The sequence below is a fragment of the Qipengyuania flavescens genome, from assembly GCF_029688735.1.
Taxonomy (GTDB): Bacteria; Pseudomonadota; Alphaproteobacteria; order Sphingomonadales; family Sphingomonadaceae; genus Qipengyuania.
Map to the genome: position 1 here is coordinate 768,353 of NZ_JARULD010000001.1, position 17,575 is coordinate 785,927.

22 protein-coding genes and 1 tRNA gene are annotated in these 17,575 nt (G+C 58.0%); 14 read left to right on the forward strand and 9 right to left on the reverse strand.

Annotated features, from left to right (window positions below):
* The first annotated feature begins 23 nt into the window (after positions 1–23).
* Together P8R33_RS03740 and P8R33_RS03745 are read left to right on the forward strand one after the other, a co-directional pair.
* Positions 24–2,114: a RelA/SpoT family protein gene (locus P8R33_RS03740; RefSeq protein ID WP_278327644.1), complete on the forward strand. Its 2,091-nt coding sequence runs from the start codon at positions 24–26 to the stop codon at positions 2,112–2,114.
* On the forward strand, positions 2,111–2,476 hold the full coding sequence (locus tag P8R33_RS03745; RefSeq protein WP_278327645.1) for a VOC family protein: 366 nt from the start codon (positions 2,111–2,113) through the stop codon (positions 2,474–2,476). The genes P8R33_RS03740 and P8R33_RS03745 overlap by 4 nt, the downstream gene beginning before the upstream one ends.
* Here P8R33_RS03745 and P8R33_RS03750 read toward each other — a convergent pair.
* From P8R33_RS03750 to P8R33_RS03760, 3 genes are read right to left on the reverse strand one after another with little or no spacing between them, the layout of a single operon-like run.
* A complete protein-coding gene (locus tag P8R33_RS03750) occupies positions 2,473–2,907 on the reverse strand; it encodes an META domain-containing protein (RefSeq protein ID WP_278327646.1) in 435 nt (144 codons plus the stop codon). The two genes, P8R33_RS03745 and P8R33_RS03750, sit on opposite strands and share 4 nt — an antisense overlap.
* Positions 2,904–3,218, reverse strand: a complete 315-nt coding sequence (locus P8R33_RS03755) for a DUF1905 domain-containing protein (RefSeq protein WP_278327647.1) — start codon at positions 3,216–3,218, stop codon at positions 2,904–2,906. The genes P8R33_RS03750 and P8R33_RS03755 overlap by 4 nt, the downstream gene beginning before the upstream one ends.
* Complete coding sequence (locus tag P8R33_RS03760; protein ID WP_278327648.1) at positions 3,215–4,270, reverse strand: peptidylprolyl isomerase; 1,056 nt, start codon at positions 4,268–4,270, stop codon at positions 3,215–3,217. The genes P8R33_RS03755 and P8R33_RS03760 overlap by 4 nt, the downstream gene beginning before the upstream one ends.
* Before the next feature lie 299 nt (positions 4,271–4,569).
* On the opposite strand from P8R33_RS03760, the gene P8R33_RS03765 reads away from it, so the two are divergent.
* Positions 4,570–4,660, forward strand: a tRNA-Ser gene (locus tag P8R33_RS03765).
* Between the two features lie 210 nt (positions 4,661–4,870).
* Entirely contained in the window at positions 4,871–6,016 is a 1,146-nt protein-coding gene (locus tag P8R33_RS03770) for a tyrosine-type recombinase/integrase (protein WP_278327649.1), read from the forward strand.
* On the opposite strand, the gene P8R33_RS03775 is transcribed toward P8R33_RS03770, so the two are convergent.
* Entirely contained in the window at positions 6,013–6,555 is a 543-nt protein-coding gene (locus P8R33_RS03775; RefSeq protein WP_278327650.1) for a hypothetical protein, read from the reverse strand. The genes P8R33_RS03770 and P8R33_RS03775 overlap by 4 nt on opposite strands.
* Positions 6,556–6,781: 226 nt before the next feature.
* On the opposite strand from P8R33_RS03775, the gene P8R33_RS03780 reads away from it, so the two are divergent.
* The 5 genes from P8R33_RS03780 (at position 6,782) to P8R33_RS03800 (ending at position 10,777) form a co-directional block, all read left to right on the forward strand.
* Entirely contained in the window at positions 6,782–6,994 is a 213-nt protein-coding gene (locus P8R33_RS03780) for an excisionase family DNA-binding protein (protein WP_278327651.1), read from the forward strand.
* A gap of 126 nt (positions 6,995–7,120) precedes the next feature.
* Positions 7,121–8,053 carry a hypothetical protein gene (locus P8R33_RS03785; protein WP_278327652.1) on the forward strand — a complete coding sequence of 311 codons (933 nt, stop codon included), beginning with the start codon at positions 7,121–7,123 and terminating at the stop codon, positions 8,051–8,053.
* An 865-nt stretch (positions 8,054–8,918) separates the two neighbouring features.
* Positions 8,919–9,536 (forward strand): hypothetical protein, encoded by a 618-nt coding sequence (locus P8R33_RS03790; protein WP_278327653.1) that lies wholly within the window; start codon positions 8,919–8,921, stop codon positions 9,534–9,536.
* Entirely contained in the window at positions 9,533–9,883 is a 351-nt protein-coding gene (locus tag P8R33_RS03795; protein ID WP_278327654.1) for a DUF3768 domain-containing protein, read from the forward strand. The genes P8R33_RS03790 and P8R33_RS03795 overlap by 4 nt, the downstream gene beginning before the upstream one ends.
* A gap of 36 nt (positions 9,884–9,919) precedes the next feature.
* Positions 9,920–10,777 (forward strand): hypothetical protein, encoded by an 858-nt coding sequence (locus tag P8R33_RS03800; RefSeq protein WP_278327655.1) that lies wholly within the window; start codon positions 9,920–9,922, stop codon positions 10,775–10,777.
* Positions 10,778–11,316: 539 nt separating this feature from the next.
* Here the strand turns inward: P8R33_RS03800 and P8R33_RS03805 are convergent.
* On the reverse strand, positions 11,317–11,445 hold the full coding sequence (locus P8R33_RS03805; protein ID WP_278327656.1) for a hypothetical protein: 129 nt from the start codon (positions 11,443–11,445) through the stop codon (positions 11,317–11,319).
* Positions 11,446–11,490: 45 nt separating this feature from the next.
* On the opposite strand from P8R33_RS03805, the gene P8R33_RS03810 reads away from it, so the two are divergent.
* From P8R33_RS03810 to P8R33_RS03825, 4 genes are all read left to right on the forward strand, one after another.
* The gene (locus tag P8R33_RS03810; RefSeq protein ID WP_278327657.1) at positions 11,491–11,838 is read left to right on the forward strand and encodes a thermonuclease family protein; all 348 of its coding nucleotides are present in this window, start codon (positions 11,491–11,493) and stop codon (positions 11,836–11,838) included.
* Between the two features lie 7 nt (positions 11,839–11,845).
* A complete protein-coding gene (locus tag P8R33_RS03815) occupies positions 11,846–13,003 on the forward strand; it encodes a hypothetical protein (protein ID WP_278327658.1) in 1,158 nt (385 codons plus the stop codon).
* 113 nt (positions 13,004–13,116) lie between these two features.
* Positions 13,117–13,329 (forward strand): DUF6961 family protein, encoded by a 213-nt coding sequence (locus P8R33_RS03820; RefSeq protein WP_278327659.1) that lies wholly within the window; start codon positions 13,117–13,119, stop codon positions 13,327–13,329.
* Between the two features lie 217 nt (positions 13,330–13,546).
* Positions 13,547–14,212: a hypothetical protein gene (locus P8R33_RS03825; protein WP_278327660.1), complete on the forward strand. Its 666-nt coding sequence runs from the start codon at positions 13,547–13,549 to the stop codon at positions 14,210–14,212.
* Between the two features lie 295 nt (positions 14,213–14,507).
* Here P8R33_RS03825 and P8R33_RS03830 read toward each other — a convergent pair whose 3' ends face one another.
* The 4 genes from P8R33_RS03830 to P8R33_RS03845 form a co-directional block, all read right to left on the reverse strand.
* Positions 14,508–15,014: a hypothetical protein gene (locus tag P8R33_RS03830; RefSeq protein WP_278327661.1), complete on the reverse strand. Its 507-nt coding sequence runs from the start codon at positions 15,012–15,014 to the stop codon at positions 14,508–14,510.
* Between the two features lie 2 nt (positions 15,015–15,016).
* The gene (locus P8R33_RS03835; RefSeq protein ID WP_278327662.1) at positions 15,017–15,520 is read right to left on the reverse strand and encodes a YfbU family protein; all 504 of its coding nucleotides are present in this window, start codon (positions 15,518–15,520) and stop codon (positions 15,017–15,019) included.
* Between the two features lie 161 nt (positions 15,521–15,681).
* On the reverse strand, positions 15,682–16,176 hold the full coding sequence (locus P8R33_RS03840) for a hypothetical protein (protein WP_278327663.1): 495 nt from the start codon (positions 16,174–16,176) through the stop codon (positions 15,682–15,684).
* Positions 16,177–16,391: 215 nt separating this feature from the next.
* On the reverse strand, positions 16,392–16,658 hold the full coding sequence (locus P8R33_RS03845; protein ID WP_278327664.1) for a hypothetical protein: 267 nt from the start codon (positions 16,656–16,658) through the stop codon (positions 16,392–16,394).
* A gap of 292 nt (positions 16,659–16,950) precedes the next feature.
* Here P8R33_RS03845 and P8R33_RS03850 point away from each other — a divergent pair, with 292 nt between their 5' ends.
* Complete coding sequence (locus P8R33_RS03850) at positions 16,951–17,547, forward strand: recombinase family protein (RefSeq protein ID WP_278327665.1); 597 nt, start codon at positions 16,951–16,953, stop codon at positions 17,545–17,547.
* The last annotated feature ends 28 nt before the right edge of the window (positions 17,548–17,575 follow it).

Consider the following 17,575-nt stretch of genomic DNA (forward strand, 5'->3'; position numbering starts at 1 on the left):
CGAATCCGCACATCCTGTCCACGATGCTGCGCCAGTACGAACTTGTTGAACGGGTCCAGGAATACGACCCCGACGCCGACGAGGCGCTGCTCAACCGCGCCTATGTCTATACGGTGCAGAAGCACGGCACGCAGACCCGCGCCAGCGGCGACCCCTACTTCAGCCATCCGGTCGAAGTCGCCGGGCTGATGACCGACCTGAAGCTCGATCAGGAAACGATCATGACCGCCCTGCTCCACGATACGGTGGAGGACACACTGGCAACGATCGACGATATCGAGGCGAATTTCGGCCCCGACGTCGCGCGGCTGGTCGACGGGGTCACCAAGCTCTCCAAGATCGAGCAGATGCCCGAGAACGAGCGCGCGGCGGAAAATTTGCGCAAGTTCCTGCTCGCTATGAGCGAAGATATTCGCGTGCTGCTGGTGAAGCTCGGCGACCGGCTGCACAACATGCGCACGCTGCACTTCATCAAGAAGCCGGAGAAGCGCCAGCGCATCGCGCGCGAGACGATGGATATCTACGCCCCGCTGGCCGAGCGGGTGGGCATGTACGAATACATGCGCGAGATGCAGATGCTGGCCTTCGAACAGCTCGAGCCCGAGGCCTTCGAGACGATCACCCAGCGCCTCGACCAGATCCGCAGCGAGGACGGCGGCCAGGTCGATGCCATCGCGCTCGACATGAAGCATGCCTTGTCGGAAGCGGGCATCGTCACCGAAGTCTCGGGCCGCGAGAAGCACCCCTATTCGATCTGGCGCAAGATGGCCGAGCGCCACGTCAGTTTCGAGCAGGTGACCGACATCATGGCCTTCCGCGTCATTTGCGAGGACGTGGCCGATTGCTACCGCGCGCTGGGCGTCCTGCACACGACCTGGCAGTTCCTGCCGGGCAAGTTCAAGGACTACATCTCCACGCCCAAGACCAATGGTTATCGCAGCCTTCACACCTCGCTGATCTACGGCAAGTCGATGCGCGTGGAGGTGCAGATCCGCACGCGCGAGATGCACAAGCTCAACGAGTTCGGCTATGCCGCGCACTGGGCCTACAAGCAGGGCGACCGGCCGGACGGGCAGGTCGGGTGGCTGCGCGATTTGATCGAGATCGTCGATGCGAGCCACGATGCCGAGGAGCTTCTCGAGCATACGCGCATGGCGATCTACCAGGATCGCATCTTCGCCTTCACGCCCAAGGGCGCGCTGTTCCAGTTGCCCAAGGGCTCGACCCCGGTCGATTTCGCCTTCGCCGTGCATACCGATCTCGGCGCGCAGACCGTCGGCGCGAAGATCAACGGACGGCACATGCCGCTGCGCACGCAGCTCAACAATGGCGACGTGGTGGAGATCATCAAGAGCCCGCAGGCCGATCCGCAGATGAGCTGGCTGGGCTTCGTCGTCACCGGGAAGGCGCGCGCTTCGATTCGCCGCGCGGTGCGCCTGAAAGAGCGCGCCGAGGTCGCAGAGATCGGCAAGAAACTGTTCGACGAGATCGCCCTTCGGGTGCCTGCCAAGATCGGCAAGAAGGCCACGCGCGATGCGCTCAAGCGGCTGGAGCTGGAGGAAGAGGAAGACCTCTTCTACGCCATCGGCGCCGCCAAGATCGAGGACCGCGCGGTGATGGAAGCGCTGGTCCCCGGCTGCACCGAGGGCATGGCGGAGGAACCCGACTGGGCCCGCGAAGGCAAGGCGCTGTCGATCCGCGGCCTGACGCCCGGCGTCGGCTTCCAGCTGGCCGAATGCTGCCACCCCGTCCCCGGCGACCGCATCGTCGGCATCCGCAAACCGGGCGAAGGCGTGGAAGTGCACGCGATCGACTGCGCGCAACTCGCCAGCGGGATCGATACCGACTGGCTTGACCTGTCCTGGAACAAGCGCTCGCGCGGGGCGGTCGGGCGGATGCGGGTGACGCTGTACGACCGGCCTGGCACGCTGGCCGAGATGGCCGGCATCTTCGCCAAGAACCACGTCAATGTGAAGAGCCTCGAACAGACGCAGCTCGACCACCCCTTCACGACCTACGAGATCGATCTCGAAGTGCAGGATCTCGCCCACCTTACCCGCATCCTCAGCGCGCTGCGGGCCAGCGATTCCATCGCCCAGGCGGAGCGCGTGTGACGCAGCTGGCCGGGATCGACCACATCCAGCTCGCCATGCCCCATGGCGGCGAACCCCACGCCCGCATGTTCTGGAGCGAGATCATGGAGCTGGACGAAATCGCCAAGCCTGCACACCTCGCGGTCAACGGCGGCTGCTGGTTCAAAGGCGGCGGGGTTGCGATCCATTGCGGGGTGGAGGACGGTTTCCTCCCCGCCCGCCGCGCGCATCCGGCATTGCTGGTAAAGGATTTGCGGGCCCTCATCGCCCGTCTCGAGCTGGCTGGCATTCCCTTCAAGCAGGGCAAGAAACTCGATGGCTTCATCCGTGGTGACATCGCGGACCCCTTCGGCAACCGCATCGAGCTGATGCAGCGGGTCTAGATTACGCGTTCGGTGAAGCGGACCAATTCGGCACGATGACTGGGTAAGGTCAAAACCATTCGGTCGCCGTCGACGCGCATTTGCGGACTTTCACGGGAAAAGCGGAAATAGAGCCGGTCGGAGGGCTGCTCGACACACGCCTGCAAGGTGCAGATCGTCATGCCCTCACCGCTGGTCCCGCAATAATTGCAGCCATTGTACCACCCGGACACTTCCCCCCAGTGGACGCGAACGGAATAGCCGACGCCCGATACGTCGCGCCCGTCGATCCGCTCGAAGCGCCACAGGCCGTCTTCCTCCGGCGCCGCGATCAGGTGCCAGAGCGTTTCGTTATGCGGTATTGTTGCGCTCGCGAGGCCGGCAATGCCCGCGACCAGCAAGCCTCCGCCGACCGCCCATGCCAGCTTCGAATGATGCTGCCCGCGCCTCACAGCAATTCCAGCGCGATTTTGGCCGTGTCGCCCGCCGCCAAATCCTCGGCCTTCAGGACCTTCTTTCCCACCAGCAGCAACCATTCGCCGGTCTTCGACGGAAACACCGAAATCTTCCACCGCGTATCGCCGATCGCTGCCAAGACCTTGACCGATCCGAAGCCCCGCCTGCCGCCGAATTCGAGGCGATGCAGTCGCTCGTGCATGGTGATCGCCTCGGCCATGTCGCCGCCGATGGTGACCATGTGATAGACTGCTGTCTCGCCTTCCCAGCGCCGGATCTCGGCGGTGCAGGCGAGCGTCTCGCTCACCTGCCCACGCGGCGCACCGGCACCGGGATATTGCAGATGTCCGCGCCCCCTGCCGGCACGATGAAGAAGGGATCGCGGCGGTTGGCGCGCGCATCTGCGTAGCGGGCGAAGGTCTCGCCCTCGGTGGAGAGGTATTCGTAAGCCGGCCGCTCGGCTTCCGGCAGATCGCTGGCGACGCGGATTGACAGGATCGGCGTACGCTTGTCCGCCTCGTCGGCCGTATAAAAGCCGAGGTCGCCCGTTCCGCGTGGTAGCGAAGAGAGGTGCTCCATCCCTTCCACGATCCGCCCGACGAGCGCGATGTTCCGGTCGAGGTGGCGCGGTGCATGGCCGATCACGGTGTAAAGCTCCGCGCCCGAGCCGGTGTCCGGGGACATCCCGCGCCCGACACCGACCATGCCGTAGCAGTGAACCGGCCAGACCGCCGCGGGTTCGCCCTCCGCCGCATCGCCGGCGTTGGTTGCCAGCGGCCAGCCGTTGTCGAACAGGGCCGCCTGCGAATAGGAATCGACCAGCCCGTTCGCCAGGATGATGCCGGTCGTCTCGTCCGTGCCGGCCAGAGCGTCTCCACGCTCCAGCGCGAGATCGCGCTCGCTGTCCGCCAGCTTTACCGACAGGGCGATCGCGTCGCCATCCACGGTGTAGGCGGCTTCCGGCACTGCGTTCAGCGAGTCCGGAAGCGGCTTCGCGGCACCGTCGGCCTCGGGATTGTCGTAATTTGGATCGCCCCACTGGACGACGTAATTGTCCTGCACGCGGTTGATGCTGATCCCGTCGTACCAGCCTGCGCGGGCCAGCATGCGGATGTTCTCCACCCAGCCTTGCGAGAAGGGCGCGGGCATCATTTGGATGGTCACCTTGCGCTCGTTGCCATCGGCATCTGGGGCAAGCGTCATGATGAGCAGGTCGTCAGCGGCGATCGTTACCCATTCCTCCGGGGAAGCCTCGGCGACGATCTCGTTCGGCGAAGCCGCGTCCTCCGGCGGTTCTTGCGCCGAAACCGGAAAAGCGAGCGCGACGGCTGCGGCGAGAGCTATGGACTGTCTGTTCATGGTATGGACGATGCCACGCCCCTGCCGAAAGGCAAGAGCGCTCGGTTTCGACGGCATCGGGAATCGAAAACCCCTTCCCGCACGTTTTCGAGGGCGGAAAGGGGCTTCGAGACGGTGTTCGCAGGGGATGCCTGATCCGCGCAGCACCGTCGCTGACCAGCACTCTACCATTAATTTCGCAAAGCGAAATAGGCCGCTGCCACTTCGGCTTGCGATTCCCACCTGTCACCGCTAGACGCGCGCCTTCCCGGATGACCTGCCGCGCTCAATCAGCGAAGCGGTAGCGCGCACGGGAATGCGGAGCAGTGGCCGAGTGGTCGAAGGCGCACGCCTGGAAAGTGTGTATACGGTAACCCCGTATCGAGGGTTCGAATCCCTCCTGCTCCGCCAGATACTGGATTTCTACGGGCCACCGTGAACTGCCATGCGCAACTGAAAGCGTCAATAAGCGAGGTTTTTCAACATTTTCGAGTCCAGATTGGTCCGCGCCAGACCATCGCAAGCCAGCCTCCGGTTGTTGTCTCATTGTTGTCTTGATTTGCATTTTTGTGCGTTTAAGCTGGCGTGGCCATGTCCTCGCGCGCGCGTAACAAACTGACTGTGAAACAGGTCGAAAGCCTCAAGAAGGTCGGCATGTATTCCGATGGCGGTGGTCTTTACCTTCGGATACGAGAATCAGGGCGATCATGGTTCTTTATCGGAACTTACAAAGGCCAGCGCCGCACTTTGGGAATTGGCAATGCGTTAGATGTTACTCTGGCGAAAGCACGGGAAAAGGCGAAGGAAGGCAGGCTGCTCATTCTCGATGGGAAGGATCCCAAGGAAGAATGGCGAAAGCGGGTTAAGCCGGATCAAAAGCCCACGACATTCGGCAAGTTTGCTAAAGAGTACGTCGCCGAGATCGAGGACGGCTTCCGCAATCCCAAGCATCGCCAACAGTGGCGCAACACGCTGGACACCTATGGCGAACCGATGGCGGACGTACCGCTCGCCAATATCGACACTGAAGACGTTTTGCGGTGCGTGCAGCCAATCTGGCTAGAGAAGCCTGAGACGGCTTCGCGAGTTCGAGGCCGCATCGAGAAGGTGCTCGATGCCGCCAAGGCAAAGGGCTATCGGACAGGCGAGAACCCGGCCAGAATGCGCGGACACCTTGAGCTGTTTCTGCCCAGGCGCAGCAAGGCGACCGTCAAGCACCATGCGGCACTCCCTTATGCCGAGATACCCGCGTTCATGATAGAGCTTCGCAAACGTGAAGGCGTCGCGGCCAAAGCCCTTGAGTTTGCTATTTTGACGGCGGCAAGGTCTGGCGAAGTTCGCGGCATGACTTGGGGGGAGGTCGATCTTGCTGCCAAGCTATGGACAGTCCCAGCAGGCCGCATGAAGGCATCGGAACAGCACGAAGTCCCATTAAGCGATGCGGCACTGTCCATCTTACGGGCTGTGCACGACGACGGGCTCCAGGCGGACGATGTTGTGTTCCCCGCACCGCGCGGGGGCTCGCTGTCGGACATGACCTTGTCGGCAGTCCTGAAGCGCATGGGGCGTCGGGTCACTGTGCATGGTATGCGATCGTCTTTTAGAGATTTTGCTGGTGACCTTACCGTTTTCCCACGCGACGTTGTCGAGATGGCGCTGGCCCACACAGTGGGCTCCGCCACGGAGCGCGCATATCGCCGGGGGCGCGCATTGGAGAAACGGCGTGAGTTGATGGACGTATGGGCATCATACTGTATCGGAAACTAGTTCAGCGGGGCGTAGGTTTCCCAAGGTGGAGGTGTCCTTGCCCAATCCTCCATCGTATCCACTTGGCCTTGCTTCTTCGCGGCCTTTTTCACGCCACCGATTTGCAGAATGAAGCCCCAAACTAGCTGGTGTGGAATGGAATGTTTCCATGCGTAGGCGAGAGCATTTGCGTATTCTGATCGGCTCTGCTTGCTGATGCCGAACGGATGATCAGTTTCGAACGCCTGAATGGCCAGGTTAAAGAGATTGCGCTGCTCTGGGTTATTACTTTCGCGAGCGGCCATCAGGTAGAAATCCTGCTTTAGCATATCGACATCCCTTTGTTCGAGAAGAGAAAGCACAAAGCGGTACACCTCGGAGAGATAATGCCCTCGCCAGCTTTTGCTGTGGCGACTGATGCCTTCTAGCTCCAAGCGGCCTAACCGTTGACTCGTCTCTTCGAAGAATGGTTCGCATCGATTCCAAGCATTGTCCGCTTGGGCCTTTTCCCGAACGCTTAGGTGATTGATTTTCGAAAACTTCCGCCGTGCCCTGATCATATCACCTTCTCTCGCTGAACGGTCAGAGAGATCAAGGATAGCGCCAAAGACACCATGGGTCCACAAAACTGCGGACTGCATATGTCTGCTTCTGGCGTCGTGGAGATCAGTTGACCAGTCTGGAAAGTGAATTCTCACAACAACGGTCCACAATTTCGCGGACTTCAGCTTCGACCGAATTTTTGACGGTACGATCGGTCCATCGACTCAAAAAAGGACCTCGAATATGCTCGAACGTAAAATCACCGTCGAAGAATGCTGTGTCATCGTAGGGTGCGGCAAGAGCCATCTCTACGCCCTCCTAAACGCTAATGAGATTGAGAGCTGGCTCGTCGGAAAGAGGAAGCGCGTCATCTCAGAGAATAGCGCCTACGAATACGTTGCTCAAAAGAAGGCTGCGGAGATCGCCAAGCAGAGGGCTGGCAAGGACGGGGGCTAGCCGAAATTTTATGTAAAGCAGGTGGATTCACGCCAACCACCACATCCACCACATCTACGCAGCCCCTAGACCCATCTAGCACGCTCTAGGGGCTGCTTTTTTTCTTGAAAAATACAGGAGTGTCTTATGGTCCCCAGCACGGCCAAGACCATCACCATGCACAGGGCAGAGAGGGCCATCCTGTCCTACCGGACACGCGTCGCCCTGGCTCAGGTACCTAGGGGAAAGCCTAACCGCAAGAAGCGTCCCGCCAATCTTCGTCAAGGGCCACCCGTCACCGTGGGAACGCTCGCAGACGATACAGCTCGTCTCCACGCCATCAGCGCCATGATAGATGCCAACAACGCCCATCGCAGGCGATATGTGAAGCTTGACAAGCTAGGTATCCACCGGCCTCGTCATTTCCTCTTCACAGGCTGCTATGACGACGGTCTCATCATCGGGGATACCATCACCGAGATGCAGATCGATCGTGTCATCGACAAGACCTACCGCCTGATCCGGGACATGGGCCTGCATGGTGTCTTCGCCCTCCAGATCGTTGGTATCCGTGATGAACGCGATAACACCTACCATGTATGGCTGCACGTCCACGGGCTCACCTTCACCCAAAATATCGACTTTACGCCTGTGAAGACCGCCAAGGCATTGTCTCAGCGCCGGGCTTACCCCAACACGCTGGGTGCCCCGAGCATCACGCTACGGTCCCGAAAGCACTCTGCTCGCCTCTTCCGGAATAAGCAGGCCCCGTTCTACAAGTTCGCCTATCGCAACCTCAAGCTCGATCAGACTAAAGCCTCGCTCAGCCATCTCGCTTATTACATCCTGCATCCGCCGGAATTTATGTTGAAGCTGGTGCCTTCCAAGACCGATCCGGCCAAGGGTAAGCTTCGCTCAAACAAGGGCGACTATCCGGCGTGGTTGGCAAACCGCATCCATCAATTGGAGAATCAGATCCCACTCGTAAAGGCCGTGTTCTCCGTGGGGCAGGGCAAAGAGATACGGTCAATGTGGAAACGCCTTTATGTTGCTAATTGCAATCTGGTTGACCGTTGCTGATGTCTACGCGGGAAGAACTGTAGAAAAGGGGCGCAGTAAGATGGCGATATTAACGAAAAGGCGCGCCTGGAAGCCGGTTTTTGGCAGCCAGGCGCGCTGAGATTCACGTAACGCTGGCTCCAGCGAATTAAACTTCGAAGAAGTTTTCCGAGTAGGGCCACATTCGAGGCAAGCCCCCGGTTTGCTCGAACGTTAAAGGAGCGCCTTCGAACCCCTCATTCGAGAGTCGCCAGCTATGAAAGAAACGCCTTTGCGGAGAGGGCGATGTCTGGCGATACGGCCAAATGCGGAGATATTCCCCGCGTCCACTTGAGCTGTTTGCCTTGAGATACAACAGGTCGCGGTCCCACATGATGGCTCCACAATATCCCCGACGCGTTGTCGTGTGAATGGGCCCGACGAAAAGCTTTACGGGCCCACGCCAATGCCCCTCAAGAACTGGATGCGCGTTTAAATGGAGATAGGCAAAGCGATGGTGCGACTCCTCTCCTTCAAGCTGGACGGCGACCTGCCCTATAAGGGACTCGAAGACCCAAAACAGGCGGCCACACAGGCTTTGGAAAAATCCGGAAGGTGTTTCTCGCGAAAGATGGGTTGATGAGGTTACTACTTGCATTGCAGACTCCTGTTTTAGAGACCGAATGCATACCCGAAGGCGAACGTTTGCGCTTTTAAAACAAGGGGCTCGCTAAGGTCCGTAGTGGACCGCTGAGGCCTTCCCTTGGTATGTTGACGCTCCAAATGTGGATCACCGCACACCACCCTCGTAAACTTCGATTCGGCCGCGCTGGTCAGTCGCACATAGCGGCAGGCGCAGCGTTGCTGACCGTCATTCCGACATCATCGAAGTGGAAGGAGCGTGGATATGTCCACCGCAGAGCAGAGCAACTTGGCCGCAGCAAAAGACCCGAAGATCACGGCCCGTATCGTCACCAACATCGAGCAGCTGGAGCACGATTACCGCTTAGCAGACGGCCATCTGAGCGACTGGCTGATGCGGATGATCACCATCTCGATGAAGGCTGTGGCCCCTGAGCCCTTTGCAATCGAGAGCACGGCGTGGAGCCCTTACGTCACTTGTCCCGATTGGAAGCCGACCAAGCGCATCGGCCGGGGCGATGCATGGCTAGAGATCGTCGAGTTCGCCCGCGATGAGCAAGACCATACCTGGCTTGCAGCAGCGGTTGGTGCCGGCCCGACTGAACTGAACCTCGAACTCATGTTCCGCGACGCTCTGTCCGGATACTTCGCCAAGCTTGAGGGCGATCAAGGTCTGGCTTCGAAGCTGCGCAAGAAGGGCTTCAAGATCGATACCGCCAATAAGCGGGTCTACCTCCCGATCGTCATCAAGGCCGACCTGCTCGCCAAGGCTCTGCCGACCGACGACTTCCAAGACGCCATGGCACCAGTCCGAGAAGCCACGGAACTCGGCATTGCTGCCAAGCCGGAAATCGACCTGCTGCTCAAGCTGGTGCGAGGATGAGCGCCGTGGCGGAAGTCGCGGTGCCACGAGCCGAAGCCATCGCCCGCCTCAACGACGCTCTTCGAAAGGAGGGCGTCGGAGGCACCATCATGGTCACACGGGGCGTCCTCTCCATTACAGGCTACAACTCACCGGAACTCGCAGAGGCACTTGCAGCCTACGACGCCTTTGATGCCGATAACGACCCGCACGGCGAACGAGACTTCGGCGACCTTACGCTTTGGGGCGAAGAGATGTTCTGGAAGATCGACTACTACGATGCCGACCTTCGCTACGGCTCAGACGACCCTGCCGATCCGGACAAGACCAAGCGGATCCTCACGGCCATGCTTACAAGCGAGTGGTAGGGCGTCATTTATTGGTCAGCGGTGCAATCGGCAGAAGTGGCAAGCGGACTGGTACAGACTGCGCTGGACGCCGAAGCGCTGTCGTGCTTCTTCACTCTGATGAGCAACGTCTATTACTTGGACGACTACCGTCCTGGGGCCGAAGCGCCCTTCGAGCCTGAAAAGAACCCGAGCAGTCGGGTCGAAACCGAAATCAGGCGGCGCAAGAAGCTCAAACTGAATAGAAGTAATCGGGTTGAGGAAGAGGTTAAACGTTTTGCAAAGCCTGAGCGAGACAGGCTGCTTGAGATCAAGCGCGCTCAAGAGGAGGAAGCACGTGCGACCAACTACCTGGAGCTGGCGACGCCCGTAATCCTCTACCATGTATATTGGGGACGGAACGCCTGGCACTCGACTTGGGTGGCTCGATACCAGCGCAACACACTAGCAGTATCGAGAAGGGAAGCTGAAGCGTTCATCGGCGAACGGCTCAAGCAAGGCACGGCTTTCCGACTAACCGTTATGCCTGGATGGCATCTCAAGTTTAGAGACTCGTCGTTTCTCGTAGCTGAGATCAATACACACACACCATTTGCACGATTGCTTGATCCTAAATTCGCACGTCGCATGACCTTGCAGAAAGACGCGCTCGAACTCCTTAAGCCAGACGCAAAGATCTGGGATGGTCCGGTGCCGGACCATGACAATGTGATCGTGCAGGAGACGAACCGACCAGCCGAAGAATTTGAGGCTTGGTCGTCCAAGACCGAATTACCGCAGCAAGTGCGCACACCCGGCGCATACCGGCGTGAGATCGACGGGGCGCGATGGTGGATGGAGGCAATAAACGGCTCCGGCCCCATTGATTATGATTTCTCGGCTTTCGAGCGTGCGTTGAGACAGTTGGAGGCTTGAGCGAGCGCTTCACGAGCGACCAGAAACTACGGAAAGGTATCACTAGCCCGGTTCGTCCGAGATCGGACAGAACGCTGCCAGTCTGCTCTCGGCCCCACCCACGCCATCGCGCCAAAGTCCGCTTTCGACACCAACATCGGCAAAGTTGATTGTCGCGAAACCACTCTGAAAGTCGACGCCGAGATCAGGTGTGGTTGCTAGCTAAGAGGGCGCTCGAGACCGAACCCATAGCGATACGCTCTTGCCACCAGCCATCAGCATAACGCTTGCGTATTGTCTAAAGTGGGTTGGATCACAGTGTCTCTATTCCTTCGTAGATAAAGCAAAACCGGGGCCACAACGCACATTCTTTGAGCCACATCCCGAGCACCTTAGTCGCGCTACGACGGACGCCATCTGCCGCGACCATCCTTTGCGGTTGCATAGCCGTAAGAGGACCGTCGGATTGATCACCGCCACGCGGCCACAGGACCGACAGTCGACCCGCAAGTTGTAACCGTGGCGTCGGAAATCGCCAATATCATCCAGTCGTTTGCTGCTCACGGTTTGCGCCTGAGTGACCAGACCAGCGCCGAGACGGCAGTCAGCAGGGCTGCGAAGGCAGCAACAATGGGGGCATCTAGAACAATCATGGCAATCTCCGAATCGAAATCGGCCTTGTTCCACATTTGTTCCGAGTAGGAAAATTGGTAAACTGCCGCTAAGCCAGCGACATGCTTCTGCTTGCTGCTGCCCTTGCCGTGTGCTCACCAGGTCCCCGCGACCACTGTGTCCATGATGGCGACACGGTTTGGATCGACGGCGAGAAAATCCGTATCGCCGACATCGATACGCCGGAATTGAACGGAAAGTGTGCCTCTGAGCGAAACTTGGCGCTTCGCGCACGTAGTCGGCTGATTCAGCTATTGAACGCTGGTCCGTTCACAATCAGCCGCTCTGGCACTGATCGCTACGGCCGCACTCTTGCCGTGCTGCATCGCTCAGGCCGATCAATTGGAGACCAGCTCGTTGCGGAAGGTTTAGCTCGAGCTTGGTCCGGCCGCCGCGAACCTTGGTGCTGACCCGCTAATGTCATCTCTTCTCGTAGACCTGTTCAAATATCGCAGCCGCGAAAAGCGGGAAGCCATGGAAGATTGGCTGACCGAATGCCTGGCCGCAATTCTGCGCGCCTTGCCTGACAAAGTGTTTGCTGAAGTTCTGAAAGACTTGACTGGACAAGACTGTCGGCCCGCTCTCGAGGCGAACGCACAGAGAATAGTTCTAACGCAGCATACCGTAGCGCGGGAAGGAATCGCGGAGCGGTTGCGACCAGACTTGATGGTCAAGATCGATGACATTTATTGGGTCGTCTTCGAAAATAAAGTCGACGCAGCCCATGGAGCTGGCGACGACCCACAAGCTAACACCAAGGAGATCGTTCGAGCGGCCAATCAACTCGAATGCTACGCGCGGTGGTTCGCTGAAGAACAAGAACCAGGTTTTTGCCTGCCGAAGACGCTCGTTTTCTTGACCCATTACACTCCGCCACCACCAAATTTCACTTCGAAAGGCGCTGCAAGCGGTGTATTCCGTGGTCTGGAACGACGAGTTTCGTCGTGGGGCCGTCTCGCCCGTTCAATTGTGAGACGAACAGGCGATCTCGATGCAGACTCGCTTTCTCGATCACTATCCCTAGCATTCCTCGATTTTCTAATGGAGCATGACTTGGCCCAAGAGCAGCCGACCACTCACGATCTGACCCTTTTTGGCGCAGCTCTCGAGAACTTCTCTCAGGTCGAGGCCTTCGTCAACGCGATGCTCTATCGTTTGGAAGAGGGCCTGCCCGTCCGCTCAAAATATGATTATGCCTCTGCGAGCAGTAGCGCTGGCATCTTCTCCGCCGGTCGGCCCATCACCACTCCTTCGTCATGGCCAGACAACGTATCGGTAGGCGCAGGAATTTGGTATCCTCACCTTGATCGTGGCTGGTATCGAAGCGAACTTGAAGATGCGAAGCATTTCGTTTCTGAGACACCGAAAATCTTCGTCCACGTTTATCACAAAGTCGACGGCGAGCTCGGCGACATTGGCGGAAAACCGGGGCCTGATTGGCATCGCCCGGTCACCGACTTTTTCACCTATATAGACTTCGCCTCCTTCTCGAATGACCCGGATGAGCGTGCCACCGAGATTCATAGCTGGATTGAAAAGAAGCGCGTCGAGATAAAGGACTTCTTACAAGCGTGAAGCAACAGCGCCGGGCTTGGCATTAAGGCAATGAACCACGAACGAGCCATCCTATACGCCGAATTCAGCCTGCTGCTGGCTTTCCATATTTGGATGCTGGTCTTGGCCGCACGATGGGTCTGGTCATGGCTGTGACGCGCGAACAGGAGCGATGGGCGATGGCACTGTGGGTCGATCGTGAGCACGGCGAAGAAGGCGAGCGCTTCATTGCCGAACGTGTCCTACATTTCGATGCTGAAGGCGATGATGGCGGCAAGCAGCTCTGGACGGATGTGGCACGTCGGTATGTTCAACTGAAACAGGTTGATGACCCATTGCCGCACTGATGCAAATGCGGACGGTTCAAGTTTCGCCTTTCCCGCGAGCCGCGCGCAAGAATTCAAAGCATAGGATCGTTTGAGCACGTCCCGTCTCGATCCAGCAGACACCTTCGGAAGTTACCCGCGATTTTGTTCTCGCTTTTTTAAGCAAAGGGTTGCACCAGAATGCAATCTGGATGCCCGACAGGGGGTCATAGTATCCAGATCAATAGGGGGTCATTAAATGAAAATTACTGTTGTCGCGGCTACCGCCGCGCTTGTCTTGTCGCCGATCGCTGTTCAGGCGCAGGAGGCAGCACCCATGCCCGTTTACGTTCAGAATGAGGCACCGGCTGGCAATGCCATTTTGCCCGCCAATACCGAAGTCCTGCTTCGCATGGCTCAGGAAGTGACGACTAAGGGCAAGACGTGGGACGAAGGCGACACCTTCCGCCTTACCGTCGCGCGCGATGTGATGATGGGCGATTTTGTGGTGATTCCTGCTGGGTCTCCCGCCAAGGGCCGCATCACTTGGCTCACAAGTCGCGGTGCTTTTGGCAAATCCGGAAAGATGGACATCGAACTCGAGGAAGTGACGGTCGGTGGCCGCATGATCCGCCTTGACGGAACCTATCGTCAGGAGGGGGAAGGTGCGACTATGGCTACGGTAGGCGGTGTGCTTCTGGCAGGCGTGTTCGCAGGTTTCATCACCGGCAAGTCGGGCCGTATTCCTGAGGGGCGCGAGTTGATGGCGACTACCGAAGGTCCTATCGAACTCGCGATCAGCGCCGACGCCGTGCGCAACTCCACTCGCCAGGTTGGACTTGCGCCGATGGCCCAGCAGGCTGAAGTGAACGCTGCAGGTGCCGCGCCAGTTGCCGAAGTTGAAGCGGAAGTCGCTTCGAAATAGTCTATTAAGATGCGGCGGTGAGAATTGAGTCTCACCGCCGCAGCCAGTTGGTAAGAAACGCACCCCGCAATCCAGCTGCTCGACGAATGAGACAGCTCGTCTGAAAGTGGGCCGGAAGAAGACGGTCAGCTTTGGGACAGAGTCATTCACAATCCGACCAGTCAGATCGAACCCTGCCCTATGCGAGGGCCGGACCGCCCGCTGCCATTCCATCGTTTCCAAGGGGTGCGACCGCCATCCGAGAAAGGGGTAGCGATAATGGCCGATCTGCTTGGTTTGGCGCTGTCGTTGAACGCTAATCTGTGGCGACTTCATCAGCAAAGGTCCCGGCATCTAGAGCTTTCTTGATGTTCCCGCTGAAAGTGCTGATCTCCAAGTAGATCGCCTTCCCCTTGGGCAAGCGGCCTCCATCGGTCTGCGCTGCGCCGAATTCATCCAGCAATCGATTGATTCTATCGCGCACTTGTACGCAGTGGCCGCCGAATGCCTTGGTCAACATTTCGGTGTTCCTATCCAGTGCAGCGGTGAAAGCCCGAACGGCGTTCGCATCACTATCAGCAGAGGCCCCAATCAGCCTCGTAACGCTACTGCCGGGCCCATACTTTTCCATCGCGCTTAGAGCAGCTGAAAGCACACCGTCGAGCGCACCCAATTCCCCATGTTGGTACCGGCCAACGATCTGTTTGCGGGCGGCCTCGACTTTCTCAGCCGCAGTGCGCGCTCGATGGGCCTGCCAGATCGCAATCCCGGCCCCAAGGATCGAGAAGGCGGTGCCAATCCACGTGACGGTCTCACTGGTCACGGTCAGTCACCGAGAAGCGCGGCTATCTGTTTGCGTCCGAGATTGTGCTGCCGGTCGAGACCCCGCCAACGCACCAACATCTCGCGATACGTGTCTAACATTGGGCAGTGGCTGTTGAAGTAGGGATATTCGTCGTGCTTCAATATCTCGAAGCGGTTGAGCTCGACAACGAAGTAGCGGACATACGCCATCAGGTGCGTTTCGTTGTTGCCGTCGAACCCCGGGAAACGCGCCATTTGGTGCTCCCTAAGCTTGTCGCCCTTGTCCAGCTTCTCGATGCCCCACGCGATTTCGCTGAACATATCGAGGATGTCGATCACCTCGCGGCACTGTTCTTCGCTTAGCTCATCGTAGAGGTGTTCGACCATCCAATCGTAATGGTAGGTGTACCCTTCTTCGAGAGCGGTCCTGTTCTTTGCGTAATGATCTGCATCGTCAGGATACAGTGCTTCAAGAATACGAAGCTGATAAATGAATGACAGTCGCTCTTTCTTCGTCAGTTCCATGACTTTCCTCGTTCGGTGTGCGGCAACTCATACTTGGTGAACAGTCCCGCGCAAACCAAGTTGGGAACCTACCCCCTCAGGGGTCGGGTCGCCGGCCGCCAGTCCATCTTTCCCATCCCCGCCACCGCCCCTTATCGCCGGGGTAGCGGCGAGGAGTACGCTTAGTAGATTTGGACCTTGTAACCGTTTCTTTCGAACAGTCTTTGAAGCCCAGCCTTTCCGGAATTAAATGCACATGAAAATTCGGTTTCCGCAACTTTGTCACCAGTCGCAAAGCGGCCTGCGATTTTCACAGTCGTATTTCCAAAAGTGAGGAAGCTGTTTCCAGAAAGTGTAACGGAACTTGTCTCGTTGTTTGCGATCAGCAGGTCCGATTCCGCCAGCTTGAATTTGCGTTGCAGCATGTCGATCGTTCGCGCGAGCTCTTCTTGCTGAGGTCGGTTGATCGCCTTGTCCACTCCGAGCACTGCGAGGGCTACGGGAATGGCCACGATTGGGACGGCAATTCCTGCCAATACTGCTACCGAAACAGCCAGATCATCTAGTAAGCTGCCTTTCCTCGGAAACGCAATGATATGGCCATTGTCAATCGCAACCCCCATTCGCCGCTTCTTCCCATTGAAAGTGAAATCTGCGCTATCAGTCAGGTAGTCCATCTTTCGCCCCCAATCGTGATCGACAATTAGTACATCCAAATAGCACGCGCGCAAATTGAGCGGTGCTTTGCGATCAATGCTTCGCCGTTCGTTCCTTTCGCCACTTTGGGCAAGAAATGGATATGGCTCAATGGCCGAAATGGGGGCGCAAAGCTGACCTTATTGCTCGCCGTTTCGGATGATGAGTGGCGGGCCGATCGATCCGCCAATGACAGTTAAGCGCGACCTTGCCTTTCATCATCGAAGAACGTGGAGGCCATTGCGAGATGGTCTTCGAATTTTCCGGCGCCTTCATCACAGGCGCATAACCACATGAGGTCTGCCAACACGTTTCCAATGATCTCGCCAGGCTCCAGCAAGCCATCACAATTGTAGCTGTCGAGAAATGCCCGCGCGCTTTCGAACCGATGCCGGTTGGTAGCCACGATCTCACTGGGGATCACACAGTTAGTTTTTTCAAATTTTTGGACGTGCATTTCCAATCTCCTTAGGCCGCACCTCGGAATTGACGGCGCAACGGAGATTTACCGGATGCGTCTCGCAGAAAGTCCGGATGTAAGTTTCTGGCCGTTTTCTTGGGTCAGAAATTGGCATCCGTCCTTGGACACCTCAACGCGAATGGCGGAGGTGTAGGTCAATCTAACGCGTGGCGTTCGAAAAGGAGCATTAGCGATACAGCGATCTGATTTACCAGGCGCTACTCCAAATATAGGCCGACGCATTTCGATACACTAATTTGTTTCGTGACACGCTTTCGATACGAGGAGTTAGCCCATGTCGCGAATATTTGCATATTGCCGCGTAAGCACAGCCGAACAGACTACAGAAAACCAGATCGCAGAAATCGAAGCAGCGGGTTTCCATGTCGAACCCCGCCGAACTTACTGCGAGACGGTCTCTGGATCGGTCCCCGCTATGGACCGGCCAAAGTTCGCTCGAATGGTTGACCGCTTAGATTGGGATGACGTTCTCATCGTCACCAAACTTGACCGACTGGGGCGCAACGCAATGGATGTTCGCACTACGGTTGAAAGGCTCGCCGAAAATAACGTGAGGGTTCATTGCCTCGCGCTCGGCGGCGTTGATCTCACCAGTGCGGCTGGTAAAATGACGATGTCAGTCATCAACGCGGTCGCAGAGTTCGAACGGGACTTGTTGATCGAACGCACGCAAGCTGGACTGCGCCGCGCCAAGGCCGAAGGTAAGAGGCTTGGCAGGCCCCGCGCGCTAGATGATCAGCAGCAGGCGGATGTGATTGCGATGCGCAAGGCAGGCCACTCCTTGACTTGTGTCGCCGAAAAGATGGGCGTGAGTCGATCAGCCATCCAGCGCGCAGAAAAGCGTTGTGCTTCAGCTACGCGGGGTGATTGAAATTCGCGTCACAGTGCTTTCAGTCGGA